The organism is Burkholderia sp. 8Y (genome assembly GCF_902506145.1).
In the GTDB taxonomy this organism is placed as follows: domain Bacteria; phylum Pseudomonadota; class Gammaproteobacteria; order Burkholderiales; family Burkholderiaceae; genus Caballeronia.
The window spans coordinates 2,580-15,950 of record NZ_LR733520.1; the positions used below are offsets into that span (position 1 = coordinate 2,580).

Below are 13,371 nucleotides of genomic sequence, written 5' to 3' on the forward strand. Positions count from 1 at the left end.
GTGGGGAGGGGGGTGGGGTTTAGGCTGGCGTTGGTCGGTCGTTGGGGCGCTCCCGCCAACCGCCCTGCATGGGGGCTGGAGTAGCCGCCCCACACCCCCCGACATCGCTCGCTATAATCGATCGACACCCTCATCGCCGGACGCTCATGGACTCCTTCTACAAGTACCACGTGTTCTTTTGCCTCAATCAGCGCGAACCCGACGCCGCGCGTCCGAGCTGCGCCAATTGCAACGCGCAAGCCATGCAGGAGCACGCGAAAAAGCGCGTGAAGAAGCTCGGTCTCGCGGGCGAAGGCAAAGTGCGAATCAACAAGGCCGGCTGTCTGGACCGCTGCGAGCAAGGGCCGGTCGTCGTCGTGTATCCGGAAGGGACGTGGTACACGTATATCGATGAAACCGACATCGACGAAATCGTCGATTCGCATCTCGCGAACGGGAAAATCGTCGAGCGTCTTCTGATCGATCAACCCGTCTGACGCTCGCCTCCATGAACGCGCAAACAGAGAAATTTCTAATCGACGGCCCGGCGGGCAAGATCGAAGTCGCGCTCGATCGCACGGAGTCCGCGCCGCGCGGCATCGCGCTCGTCGCGCATCCGCATCCGCTCTTCGGCGGGACGATGGACAACAAAGTCGCTCAGACGCTCGCGCGCACCTTCGTGCAGCTCGGCTATACGACGTACCGCTCGAATTTTCGCGGTGTCGGCGAGACCGAAGGCGAGCACGACAACGGCATCGGCGAGCGCGAGGACGTGCTCGCGGTCATCGAACACATGCGCGCGCAGCCCGGCCAGCGCGATGTGCCGATCGTCCTCGCGGGCTTTTCGTTCGGCACCTTCGTGCTGTCGCATGTGGCGAAGCGCATGCAGGAAAGCGGGCAGCCGATCGAGCGCATGGTGTTCGTCGGCACGGCGGCGAGCCGCTGGGAAGTCGCGCCCGTGCCCGAAAACACGCTCGTGATTCACGGCGAAGTCGACGACACCGTGCCCATCGCTTCCGTCTACGACTGGGCGCGGCCGCAGGAACTGCCGGTCGTCGTCATTCCCGGCGGCGAGCATTTCTTCCATCGCAAGCTGCATATTCTCAAGCGCGTGATCGTCGACGCGTGGCGCTAGGCTTTCGCCGCACCGCGAAGCACCGAGCGTCGCGATTCGACTTTTCGCTTAAGGCATCGCCTGAAAAAGCGCGAATCGGTGCTGAATTCGCGCCGATTCGCGGCAATCGCGCGCTTGGCCGCGCGTATAATGGCGCAGAATTTTTTCGCCGCGACTTTCTGTCTTGACGCTGCGGCGAAAAGCCCGACGCCAGAGCGCCGGCTCCGTGCCGGCCCACGCGACGTTCGAAAACAAACGTTTGAGAACCGATGGCGCGGCCGTCTGTCGAATGTGCGCTCCTTCGCCGCGGCACCCCGTGCCGGTTTCCGCCAGCAGGCGAAGAGCGCGACCGGCATGAACGGTCTGCCTGTTCAACCCGCGCTTCGCCGCCTTCGGATCATCCCGGGCGTAGCGCCGATGCTCTTTCTGCCGACCGATCCTATGCGCTTTTTCCCTTCCGGCTTTTCTTTTTCGCCTCTCTCCGCTTCCGCTTCGAATTCCGTCGTTACGCGCCGCGCCCTGAAGGCCGCGATCGTGCTGCCGTCCGTGCTCGCCGCCGCGAGCGCGTTCGCGCAAGTGCCGCCGCCCGCCGTGACGGCGCATTCGTGGGTGCTCGTCGATGCCACCAGCAATCAGGTGCTCGCATCCGGCAATCCGGACGAGCGCGTGGAACCCGCGTCGCTCACCAAGCTGATGACCGCGTACCTCGTCTTCGACGCCCTCAAGTCCAAGAAGATCAACATGGACCAGACGGTCATGCCGAGCGAGGCCGTGCGCCGCGTGAGGACGGACGAGTCGCGCATGTTCATCGAAGCGGAGAAGCCGGTCACGGTGCACGATCTCGTCTACGGCATGATCGTGCAGTCGGGCAACGACGCGGCCATTGCGCTCGCGGAACTCGTCGGCGGCAGCGAGGCCAACTTCGTCAATCTGATGAACGGGGCCGCGCAGCGCATCGGCATGAAGCACACGCACTATGCCGACGTGAACGGCATGCCCGATCCGCAGCACTACACGACGGCGGGCGACCTCGCCGTGCTGTCGACGCGCCTGATCCGGGACTTCCCCGAGTACTACAGCATCTTCTCGGTGAAGGATTTCACGTACAACAAGATCAAGCAGCCGAACCGCAACCGCCTGCTGTGGCTCGACCCGAGCGTCGACGGCCTCAAGACCGGCCACACGAAAGCGGCGGGCTACTGCCTGATCGCGACGGCCAAGCGTTCGCTGCCGGGCATGCCGGACGCGAGCCGTCGTCTCGTCGCGGTCATGATGGGCGAGCCGAAGGAATCGGCGCGCGTGCAGGACAGCCTCAAGATGCTGAACTACGGCTACACCGCGTATGACGCGCTGCGTCTCTTCAAGGCCAATCAGGTGATCGAATCGCCGCGCGTGTACAAGGGCGCGTCGGACAACGTGCAGGCGGGCGTCGAGACCGATCAGTACATCACCGTGCCGAAGGGCCTCGGCGACAAGGTCAAGCCGACCGTCACGCACAACGATCTGCTGATCGCGCCGATCAAGAAGGGCCAGCAGATCGGCACGGTCCGCATGATGGCGGACGGCAAGGACGTCGCGCAGTTCCCGCTCGTCGCGCTGCAGGACGTGCCGCAAGCCGGCCTCTTCGGCCGCCTGTGGGATTCCGCGCTGCTGATGTGGCAAAAGAAGAAGTAATCGCGTCTTTCAGTTCCAACGGAGCGGTTTCCATGACCCCGAGCCAAGCCGACGACTTCAATCCGACGGTCTATCTGAACGGCGAGTGGGGGCCGCTTTCCGAGGCGCGCGTCCCGGTGCTGGATCGCGGGTTCATCTTCGGCGACGGCGTGTATGAAGTCGTGCCGCTCTACGCACAAGGCGACGGCGCGCGCCTGCCGTTTCGCCTCGCGCAGCATCTCGCGCGGCTCAATCGCAGTCTCGGCAAGATCCGCATCGAGAATCCGTTCGACGACGCGGGCTGGCGCGCGCTCATCGCCCGCGCGATCGACGCGAACGCCGGCCCGGGCGACGCGCTCGTCTACATTCAGGTGACGCGCGGTGTCGCGAAGAGACGCGGGCACGCGTTTCCGGCCGGCATCACGCCGACTGTTTTCGTCATGCTGAGCCCGCTTGTGTTGCCGAGCGCCGCGAGCCGCGCGCAAGGCGCGGTGGCCGTGACCGCCGAGGACCGGCGCTGGCTGCATTGCGACATCAAGGCAATATCGCTGCTCGGCAACGTGCTGATGGCGCAGCACGCGGCGGAAAACGACGCCCTCGAAACCATCCAGTTGCGCGACGGCTTGCTTACCGAAGGTTCGTCCTCAAATGTGTGGGTAGCGAAAGACGGCGCGCTGCTGGGCGTGCCGCGCGGCCCGCGCATTCTCGAAGGCATCCGTTACGGACTCGTCGAGGAGCTCGCGGCCGAGGCGGGGATTCCGTTCCAGGAACGCGATATCACCGAGGCCGAGCTGCGCGCCGCCGACGAAATCATGATTAGTTCGGCGACGAAAGAAGTCATGCCCATCACGACGCTCGACGGCCAGGCCGTCGGCAGGGGCCGTCCCGGCCCGGTCTATGCTGCGCTTTATGAAGCCTACCAGCGGGCTAAATCGCGCGAGTTCGCGCAATGGGCGAGCCGCGCCGGTTAAGGAGAAAGCCATGTCCGATTCATTCGATTCCAAGCCGCAGTCGGCCGACCCGACGCAGGCGAGCAGCACCGACGCACTGTTCAACTTCCCGTGCGATTTCCCGATCAAGGTGATGGGCAAGTCGCATCCGGAGTTTCAGGACACCATCGTCACCGTGATCCGCGAGTTCGACAACGAATTCGACGTGACGCGCGTCGAAGCGCGGCCGTCGTCCGGCGGCAACTACACCGGCTTGACGTGCACGGTGCGCGCGCAGAACCGCGCGCATCTGGACGACATCTATCGCGCGCTCACCGGACACCCGATGGTCAAGGTAGTGCTCTGAGATTGCCTGCGGCTGCGGGCGCATCGCACACGGCGGGCGTGCGCTCGTAGAGCAGCCTGAACTGCTCCGCTTCAGAGAAGATCCACTCCCGGAACGCCTGCACGCGCTTCGTCGCCAGCAACTCCGGCGGACACACGAAGAAATAGGTCCACGGACTCGGACCATCCACGTTGAAGAGCCTCACGAGCCGCCCGTCGATGATTTCCTGCATCGCGAGCGAGCGCCGCACGAGCGCGATCCCCTGGCCGTCCATGGCCGCCTGAAGCAGATTCGACGAATCCTCGTACAAGACACCGCGCTTGGGCTCCGGCAGGTCCGGCAGGCCCGCCGCGTCGAACCACGGGCGCCAGAGCTCGTCGCCCGAGCGCAGAAGCGGCATGTTCGCGAGATCGGCCGGCACGCGCGGCAGCGCGCCGCCATTGAAGCGCGGCGAGCACGCCGGAAAGAACACTTCGTCGAGCAACGGCTCCGCGTGCAGGCCGGCATACTTGCCGTAGCCGAAGCGGATGGCCACGTCCACGTCGTCGCGGCTGAAGTCGGTGAGGGCGTTCGTCGACAGCAATTCGAGATCGAATTCCGGATGCTTTTCGATGAAACCGCCCACGCGCGACGTGAGCCACCGCGCCGAAAACGACGACAGCATGGACACGACGAGCCGCCGGTCCCGGTCGCCCGAACGCATGCGCCGCGTCGATTCCGCGAGCGCGACGAGCGCCGCGCGCACGTCCGCCGCGTACTGGCGGCCGCGGTCCGTGAGACGCACGCGCTTGCCGTCGCGGGCGAAAAGCGCCACGCCGAGTTCCGCCTCCAGCGCGCGTATCTGGTGGCTGACCGCGCCGTGCGTGACGAAAAGCTCGTCGGCGGCGCGCGAAAAGCTCTCGTGACGGGCGGCGGCTTCGAACGCTCGCAGCGCGTTCAGCGCGGGAAGCTGGCGGAGGTCCATGTGGATGTTCGCGGATGCGTTTGTCAATGCGGCTCACATAGCGGTGAAAATTGATCGTTTTGTCCAATGCCTTGCCACGCCTACGATTGTAGTCATCGAAACGGTCCGTTGGCGGAGTCGATCATGCGAGAAATATCAACAAGCGTCACGTTCGAAATCAATCCGGGCGAAACGGTGCCGATGCGCATTGCGCGCGGCACGCGGCTCACCGTGCACGGCTGCCCGGTCTGGGCGACGCGCAGCAATGACATCGAGGATTACTGGCTCGCGCCCGGCGACCGGCTCAACCTGCGCGAGCGTGAGCGGCTCTGGCTTTCGGCGGAAGGCGAGAAGCCCGCGTGCGTCGTGTTCACCATCGTGCCGCGCCGCGATGAACGCGCGATCCATTGGCTGTCCACGCGCATCGAGCGCCTCGCGCTGCGCTTTCGCGCCGGATGGCGCACCGTGTAGGCGTGCGCGGCCACGTATCTTCGTCTTCACGGCCGGCGGGCATGGAGCGATTTCGGTAAACTACCGGGACCATGTCCGCCACGCCGCTTGCCATTTCTCCTGAGTTGTCTTCCGAACTTGCCGTCGGCCTGCCTGGCGACGTCGTTCTGCGCTGGCGCGGCCTCGAGCTGTACGGCCAGAGTTTCGATGCGATGCGCGCATTCACCGACGCCCGCACGCCCGAGACGCCGGACGAAATCTGGCTCGTCGAGCATCCGCAGGTGTTCACGCTCGGTCTCGCCGGAGATCCCGCGCATTTGCTGCTCGCCGACAGCGGCATTCCGCTCATCAAGGTGGACCGCGGCGGGCAGATCACGTATCACGGGCCGGGGCAGATCGTCGCGTATCTGCTGATCGACTTGCGCCGCCGCAAGCTGATGGTGCGCGAACTGGTGCGGCGTATCGAAGAGGCCGTGATCGAAACGCTCGCCACGTATAATCTGGCGACCGACCGCAAGGCGGGCGCGCCGGGCATTTATGTCGCCGCGCCGTCGGCGCTTCAGGCGCAACGCGGCGCGGAGGTTCATCTGCATGAACTGCATCGGGGCGCGAAGATCGCCGCGCTCGGGCTCAAGATCCGCAACGGCTGCAGCTATCACGGTGTCAGCCTGAACGTGAAGATGGACCTTCGGCCGTTCCTCGCGATCAACCCGTGCGGCTACGCGGGACTCGAAACGGTCGACATGGCGACGCTCGGCGTCGTGGCCGGCTGGCGCGATGTCGCACTCACGCTCGCCGAAAGACTGGCGCATCAGATAGACGGCACGCCGAGCGCCGCCGCTCAACCGCAAGACGGCACGAGCCGTCCCGCTGCATCTACCGGATCAACCGAATGACTGACGCAACCGCAAACCTGGCTGGCGATACCGCTCCCGCTTCCCCGTCGATGCCCGCGTACGACGCCACCGCGAAACAGAAGGCGCAGGCGAAGACATCGCGCATTCCGATCAAGGTCGTGCCGATCGAGAAGCTGAAAAAGCCGGAGTGGATTCGCGTGCGCACGGCGACCGGCAATTCGCGCTTCAACGAGATTAAGCAGATCCTGCGCGAGCACAACCTGCACACTGTCTGCGAGGAAGCGAGCTGCCCGAATATTGGCGAGTGCTTCGGCAAGGGCACGGCCACGTTCATGATAATGGGCGACAAGTGCACGCGCCGCTGCCCGTTCTGCGATGTCGGCCACGGCCGTCCCGATCCGCTCGATCCCGAGGAGCCGCTGAATCTTGCGCGCACCATCGGCGCGCTGAAGCTCAAGTATGTGGTGATCACGAGCGTCGACCGCGACGATCTGCGCGACGGCGGCGCGGCGCATTTCGTGGAATGCATCCGGCAGGTGCGCGAGCATTCGCCGGAAACGCGCATCGAAATTCTCACGCCGGACTTTCGCGGGCGTCTCGACCGCGCGATCAATATCCTGACCGCCGCGCCGCCCGACGTGATGAATCACAATCTCGAAACGGTGCCGCGTCTATACAAGGAAGCGCGTCCGGGCTCCGACTATCACCATTCGCTGAAGCTGCTGAAGGACTTCAAGGCGCTGCATCCCGAAGTGGCGACCAAGTCGGGGCTCATGGTCGGCCTCGGCGAAACGGAAGAGGAAATTCTCCAGGTGATGCGCGACTTGCGCGCGCACGACGTTGACATGCTGACGATCGGCCAGTATTTGCAGCCGTCGGAACATCATCTGCCGGTGCGCGCGTACGTGCATCCGGATACGTTCAAGATGTACGAGGAAGAAGCGTACAAGATGGGCTTCACGCACGCGGCCGTCGGCGCGATGGTGCGTTCGAGCTATCACGCGGATGTGCAGGCGCATGGCGCGGGCGTGGTTTGATCGCGTTTTCGCTCGCAGCAAAGAAAAAACCCACGGCGACGTGGGTTTTTTTTCGAGCGCGTGAATCGGCGAGGGAGGCGGGGAGGCGGCGCGGCACGCCGATTTCGGCCATTCAGCGGATCTAGTAGCCATGAGCGGCGCGTTTCGCTCGCTGATGAACGGACGCGTCGCAGAAGGCCGATGCGATTGGATACGTCGGCCAGTACGGAAGGTGGCGAGCCGTCTGATTGCCGCCATGACAATGATCTTCTAGCCGCCCGCCGAACCACGCCAGCGACACATCTCCCGCCTTAGCCGATCTTCGGATTCACGACCGACACCTTCGGGCCCTTGCTATCCCAGTCGCCGAGGTACCAGTTCTGCTTCCACACCGGATTGCTGCTGGTGATCGCGCCGGTCACGACGCGGCCATTCAGCTCCAGACCACCGACGCCGAACGGTCCAATCGCGCAGTTGTCGGTATGGTTCGAGATCTGGATGTCGACATTCTTCGCGACCGGTCCGGCGAAGGAGCCGAGGTAGACCTGAATGCCGGGGCCGGCGCAACCCTGAGTCGTCGGGTTGACGATCTTGATGGCCTGAAGCACGGCGGAGTTGTCGTCCGGCTCGATGTCGAGACCGCACGACGGCGCGGTGCCCGAAATGTTCTCCCACAGCGGGCTCGTGAACGTGATGCCGTTGCCCGAGGTGATCGACACGCCCTGGCGGCGGCAGCCGTTGGCGTGGTGGCCGCTGACCGACACGTTGGAGCTGGTCTTGCCCGAGCCGCCCATGCTGTTGCCGATGTAGATGCCGTCGCCCCAGCAGTTGATCGTCGTCGGGTTCGTGATCGTGACGCCCGTTGCGCCCGCGATCGAGATGCCCATGCCGAATTCACCGTAGCCGACGGAGTTCAGTTCCTTGCTGCCGTCGAGGTACGGTGCTTCGATATTCACGTTGCTCACGTCCCACACGCGCATCATCTGATACGTGTCCGTCTTGTGCGGCAGCATCTTGATCGAGGCGCCCTGCGCGAAGCGGATATGCGTGTTCGAGTGCAGCGTGAGACCGGTCGCGTCGATGCGGCTCTTGCCCGTGATGAGCAGAATCTGCCCGACGGAGCCGTCGATGGCGGCCTGAAGCGCCGCGCGGTCGTTGGTCGTGCCGTCGCCCTTCACGCCGAAGGACTTGTCTTGCAGCACGCCGCTCGTGCTGGTCGCGGTGCCTTGCGAGCCGGCGGTTGCCGCAGTGCGCGGGTCCGCGGTGCCCAGGTTCTGCCACGGCGTTGTGCCGCTCTTGTACCAGTTGCCCGCCGAGTTCTTGGCGTAAATCACGCCGTTGAAGTAGAGCATGGTGGTGTACGCGACGGGAGACCCGGTCGACACCGTCGAGCCGTTGCGCGTTGCGTGGCCGCTGACGAGCGTCCAGACGCCGCCGGAGCTATCGGTAATGGATGCCGCCGGCGGAATCACCGTGCCGCTCGACGACGCGGCTTTTGCCACGGCCGCCGCATCGGCGACCGCGTCGGTACCTGCCACTTCGCTGCCGCCGCCACAAGCGGCCAAGGCGGCACTTCCCGCGCCCGCCATCAGGTAGGTCAGGAAATTTCTACGGGTGAGAGGCGCATTGATGTTGCTGGAGACGCTGAGCAGGGAATTATTGCCCCGCGTTTGGAGGAATCGGTTCGACGACACGGCAATTTTTTACGTTTGCTGAAGGAGCCCGAAGTATAGGGTCCGAAAACGACCGCAAACGTTTCTAAACGTAACAGTCCTAAGAAAGCAAGGCTAGCCGTTTAGTCATACCGTAAGCGGAAAAAATCTTCGCGCAATCGTTTGCTTTTTAGCATGAATCGACGCGTTTTCTCAGAGGAATAGCTTTCGATCGGTAATTTTCTTGCGTTGATGCGGAATATAAGTGCCATATGGAGTACATATTGCTCGAATAAATGCGAACGGTCGTGGCAATGCTTCGGAGTACACATTGGCCTTCAACACATCGAACTTCTTGGCGTGTCTGGATCGGCGCCTTCAGATGCGGACATCTTTGCCGCTGACAAACTTCGATTGAGCAATATTTACGCTGGCTCCAGAAGCAGGCTCTATGGTCTCGCTTCACGGCGGTGCGCCAGTGAGTTCGTGCGACGAGCACGACCCGCTGACCATTCATGGCTAAGGTCTGGTTTTCTCGGAAGGGCTGATTGAAGACCGGCGCGGATCAGAACACGCTTTCAAAGCGAGCATCGGTTGGACGAACTACGTGACGCGCAACGACCCGATCAGCCGCGCGCCGCAGTGACGGCGACGCCGCCGCGCGGTTCGTTCGCTGTGCCGAACGGCCGGAGTTGGCTGCCACAGCCTGTCGCCCGAGACTCCGCGAACGCGCTTCCCGAGCGCATGAATCAGCGGGCGAAAGCAGAAAAAGCGTCCGGATCATCAGACAGCGGCCTGCCGCTTTTCCGGAAACCCGGACCGCCGATATCGCGCGGCCCGCGCGACGCCTTGAATTTCAATGACTTACGGGAGCCCGCACACTGGCATCGCCCTTGCGATATAAGAGCCACGGCCCGCGAAGCCGCCCATAAAAGTCAAGGAGACACGCCAATGACCTTTTTCGCACCCAACCGTCCCTGAATCCGTCGACGTAGCGGCTCTCGCTTACGCGACGCGATCGGCTTGCGCGCGGCTTCTCGCCTCGCGTCGCCGTTTTGCCCGCACTTCGCGGCTCGCCGCTGGCGCTTTCGTTGCCAACCGCCTGATATTGCCTGGAACCATCGTGAAGAAACCTTTCCATAAAGTCCTGTACGTGCAGGTGCTCGTGGCCATTGCCATCGGTATTGCGCTCGGGCATTTCTATCCCTCGCTCGCCACCGACATGAAGCCGCTCGGCGACGGCTTCATCAAGCTCATCAAGATGGTCATCGGGCCGATCATCTTCTGCACCGTCGTCACGGGCATCGCCGGCATGGAGGACATGAAGAAAGTCGGGCGCGTCGGCGGCAAGGCGCTGCTGTACTTCGAAGTCGTATCGACGTTCGCGCTGATTCTCGGTCTCATCGCGACGCACGTGCTGAAGCCGGGCGTCGGATTCAACGTCGATCCCGCCACGCTCGATCACAAGGCGATCGACGCCTTCGCCGCGAAAGCCGCGCACGGCCAGAGCGCGGTCGATTTCTTCCTGCACATCATTCCGGACACGCTCTCGTCCGCGTTCGCGCAAGGTGAAATCCTGCAGATCCTGCTGATCGCGCTGTTGTTCGGCGCGGTGCTCGCGCATATCGGCGAGCGCGGCAGGCCGGTGACGAGCTTCATCGAAAGCCTGTCGAGCATCCTCTTCGGCATGGTCGGCATCATCACGAAGCTCGCGCCGATCGGTGCGTTCGGCGCGATGGCGTTCACCATCGGCAAGTACGGCATCGGCTCGCTCGTGCCCATGCTGAAGCTGATCGGCACGTTCTATCTGACTTCCGTCGTGTTCGTCGTCGTCGTGCTCGGCATCATCGCGCGCCTGGTCGGCTTCTCCGTGCTGCGCTTCGTCGCGTACATCAAGGAAGAACTGCTGATCGTGCTCGGCACGAGTTCGTCCGAAGCCGCGCTGCCGCAACTGATGCTGAAGCTCGAAAAGCTCGGCTGCTCGCGCTCGGTCGTGGGTCTCGTCGTGCCGACCGGCTACTCGTTCAACCTCGACGGCACCAACATCTACATGACGATGGCCGTGCTGTTCATCGCGCAGGCGACCAACACCGACCTCACGTGGGGCCAGCAGTTGACGCTGCTCGCGGTGACGATGCTCACGTCGAAGGGCGCGAGCGGCGTGACCGGCGCGGGCTTCATCACGCTCGCCGCGACGCTCGCCGTGGTGCCGACCATTCCGCTCTCGGGCATGGTGCTGATTCTCGGCGTCGACCGCTTCATGAGCGAATGCCGCGCGCTGACGAACATCGTCGGCAACGGCGTGGCGACGGTCGTCGTGTCGGCGTGGGAACGTGAGCTGGACCGCGCCAAGCTGCGGGCAGCCTTGCACCGGACCGTCGATGTGACCGAAGAAGCCGAAACGGTCTGAAGCCGGTCCATAAGAACACGATCATGCGAGCGGCGAAGCCTCCTTCAGCGGACGCTTCGCCGCGGTCGTTTCGGAAGCCTTACCCCGAAGACGCCTATGCCACAATGAGGGATTCTCAATCGCGGGAATCTGCTCACGTGACGCGCCGCATCCTCGTGTTTCTTGCGCTCGCCGCGCTGCTCGCGGCGTCCTGCGCGCTCACGTGGCACGTCGAGCGGCAGCGCGGAATCGACGAATTGCGGCGCAACGCGGCGGCGCGCGTCGACCGCACGACGAACACGCTCAAAAGCACGCTCGACCGCTACGAATATCTGCCGTATCTGCTCTCGCGCCATCCGTTCGTGCAGGACGTGCTCGTCTCGCCCGATGCGCGCAATGTCGATCGCGCGAACCGCTATCTCGAAGACCTCAACCGCCGCGCGCATGCCACGGCGACCTACCTGATCCGCGCCGACGGCTACTGTGTCGCGGCGAGCAACTGGCGCGGGCCGGACAGCTTCATCGGCGTGGAATATCACTTCCGGCCGTATTTCGTCGATGCCGTGAAGGGCGGCGTCGGACGATTCTTCGGACTCGGCACCATTTCGCTGGAACCGGGCTATTACATCTCGCAGCCGGTGTATCAGGAAGGCGGGCGCGATCTGATCGGCGTGGCGGTCGTGAAGCTCAATCTCGAATGGCTGCAAGGCGCGGACGCCTCCGAGCCGCTGCTCGTCACCGACGATCACGGCGTGATCTTCCTGTCGTCGGTGCCGTCGTGGAAATATCACACGGTGCGGCCGCTGCCGCAGAGCGTGGAGGCGTCGGTGTATCAGACGCGTCAGTACGCGCAGCAGCCGATCACGCCGCTGCCTCTGTCTATCGTCGAAACGCTGGAAGGCGGCGCGCAGATCGTGCGCGTCGGCGGCGGACACAACGCGCCGAGCTTTCTCGCGACGCGCCGTTCCATCGGCGAGCCGGACTGGCAGCTCATCACGATGGCGCCGCTCGATCCGGTCGAAAGCGCGGCGCAGACGGCAGTCGTCGTCACGGCGCTCGTCTTCGTTTCGCTGTGTCTGCTCGCGTTCTATTGGCGCATGCGGCGCGCGCGCGTGCGCGAAATGATCCGCAGCCGCGAACTGTTGCAGGCGGCGTACGCGGAACTGAACCAGCGCGTCGCGGAGCGCACGGCGGATCTGTCTGAGGCGAACGCGCAGCTCATGAAGGAAGTCAACGAACGCACGCGTGCCGAGCAGGATTTGCGCGCCGCGCATGACGAACTCATTCAGGCCAGCAAACTGGCCGCGCTCGGGCAGATGGCGGCGGGCATCACGCACGAACTGAATCAGCCGCTCGCGGCGCTGCGCAGTTTCTCGGACAACACGCGCGTGCTGATCCAGCGCGGCGATCAGACGGCGGCGCGCGAAAATCTCGAAGCCATTGCCGCGCTCACCGAACGCATGGGCAAGATCACGAATCAGCTCAAGCTCTTTGTCGCGAAGGCTCGGCCGAAGAACGCGCGCACGGATGTGGCGCGCGCGCTGCGCAACGTGCTCGGCATGCTCGGACCGCGTCTGAAGACCGTCGTGCTCGACATCGCGCCGGAACTGGAAGGCGACGGTCCGCCGGTCATCGTGCGCTGCGAGGATCTGCGGCTGGAGCAGGTGTTCATCAACCTGATCGGCAATGCGCTCGATGCCGTGGCGTCCTGCGATGCCCCGCGCATCGTGATCGAGCTGGATGTCCGCGCGGAGGCCGTCGAAATCGTGGTGCGCGACAACGGACCGGGCATTGCCGCCGACGCGCTGCCGCATCTCTTCGAGCCGTTCTTCACGACGAAGGAGACCGGTCACGGGCTGGGGCTCGGACTCGCGATTTCATCGGCGATTGCGCGGGACTACGGCGGCACGCTCGCCGCGCGCAACCGCGTGGCGCCCATCGTCGCCGACGGTCCGGAAGGCGGCACGCAAGCCGACGCCGATCACTCGCACGGCGCAGAATTCGTTTTGACACTGCGACGCGCGTAGCAACCTGAATCGAGGC

Annotated in this window: 12 protein-coding genes; 10 read left to right on the forward strand and 2 right to left on the reverse strand. The window is 64.1% G+C overall.

All coding sequences use genetic code 11. The annotated features are described in order from the left end of the window. Positions 1-146 precede the first annotated feature (146 nt). From GV035_RS10625 to GV035_RS10650, 5 genes are all read left to right on the forward strand, one after another. On the forward strand, positions 147-476 hold the full coding sequence (locus tag GV035_RS10625; RefSeq protein ID WP_159835077.1) for a (2Fe-2S) ferredoxin domain-containing protein: 330 nt from the start codon (positions 147-149) through the stop codon (positions 474-476). An 11-nt stretch (positions 477-487) separates the two neighbouring features. Beyond that, a complete protein-coding gene (locus GV035_RS10630) occupies positions 488-1,114 on the forward strand; it encodes an alpha/beta hydrolase (protein ID WP_159835078.1) in 627 nt (208 codons plus the stop codon). Positions 1,115-1,534: 420 nt separating this feature from the next. Beyond that, a complete protein-coding gene (locus GV035_RS10640; RefSeq protein ID WP_159835080.1) occupies positions 1,535-2,767 on the forward strand; it encodes a D-alanyl-D-alanine carboxypeptidase family protein in 1,233 nt (410 codons plus the stop codon). A gap of 32 nt (positions 2,768-2,799) precedes the next feature. Next, on the forward strand, positions 2,800-3,717 hold the full coding sequence (locus GV035_RS10645) for a D-amino acid aminotransferase (RefSeq protein WP_159835081.1): 918 nt from the start codon (positions 2,800-2,802) through the stop codon (positions 3,715-3,717). A gap of 10 nt (positions 3,718-3,727) precedes the next feature. Further along, positions 3,728-4,042 carry a DUF493 family protein gene (locus tag GV035_RS10650; protein ID WP_159835082.1) on the forward strand — a complete coding sequence of 105 codons (315 nt, stop codon included), beginning with the start codon at positions 3,728-3,730 and terminating at the stop codon, positions 4,040-4,042. Here the strand turns inward: GV035_RS10650 and GV035_RS10655 are convergent. Next, positions 4,026-4,985, reverse strand: coding sequence for a transcriptional regulator GcvA (locus GV035_RS10655; protein WP_159835083.1), 960 nt, complete (start codon positions 4,983-4,985; stop codon positions 4,026-4,028). The genes GV035_RS10650 and GV035_RS10655 overlap by 17 nt on opposite strands. Positions 4,986-5,108: 123 nt before the next feature. Here GV035_RS10655 and GV035_RS10660 point away from each other — a divergent pair, with 123 nt between their 5' ends. The 3 genes from GV035_RS10660 to lipA all read left to right on the forward strand — a co-directional run bounded on the left by GV035_RS10660 (position 5,109) and on the right by lipA (position 7,308). Beyond that, entirely contained in the window at positions 5,109-5,435 is a 327-nt protein-coding gene (locus tag GV035_RS10660; RefSeq protein ID WP_159835084.1) for a DUF2917 domain-containing protein, read from the forward strand. A gap of 71 nt (positions 5,436-5,506) precedes the next feature. Beyond that, a complete protein-coding gene (gene lipB / locus GV035_RS10665; protein WP_159835085.1) occupies positions 5,507-6,310 on the forward strand; it encodes a lipoyl(octanoyl) transferase LipB in 804 nt (267 codons plus the stop codon). After that, positions 6,307-7,308: a lipoyl synthase gene (gene lipA / locus GV035_RS10670; RefSeq protein ID WP_159835086.1), complete on the forward strand. Its 1,002-nt coding sequence runs from the start codon at positions 6,307-6,309 to the stop codon at positions 7,306-7,308. Before lipB ends, lipA begins: the two co-directional genes overlap by 4 nt. A gap of 290 nt (positions 7,309-7,598) precedes the next feature. On the opposite strand, the gene GV035_RS10675 is transcribed toward lipA, so the two are convergent. Continuing rightward, positions 7,599-8,825, reverse strand: coding sequence for a right-handed parallel beta-helix repeat-containing protein (locus tag GV035_RS10675; protein ID WP_236572579.1), 1,227 nt, complete (start codon positions 8,823-8,825; stop codon positions 7,599-7,601). A 1,237-nt stretch (positions 8,826-10,062) separates the two neighbouring features. Here GV035_RS10675 and GV035_RS10680 point away from each other — a divergent pair. Both GV035_RS10680 and GV035_RS10685 read left to right on the forward strand, forming a co-directional pair. Next, on the forward strand, positions 10,063-11,349 hold the full coding sequence (locus GV035_RS10680) for a dicarboxylate/amino acid:cation symporter (protein WP_159835087.1): 1,287 nt from the start codon (positions 10,063-10,065) through the stop codon (positions 11,347-11,349). A 23-nt stretch (positions 11,350-11,372) separates the two neighbouring features. Continuing rightward, positions 11,373-13,355 carry a sensor histidine kinase gene (locus GV035_RS10685; protein WP_159835088.1) on the forward strand — a complete coding sequence of 661 codons (1,983 nt, stop codon included), beginning with the start codon at positions 11,373-11,375 and terminating at the stop codon, positions 13,353-13,355. Positions 13,356-13,371: the final 16 nt, after the last annotated feature.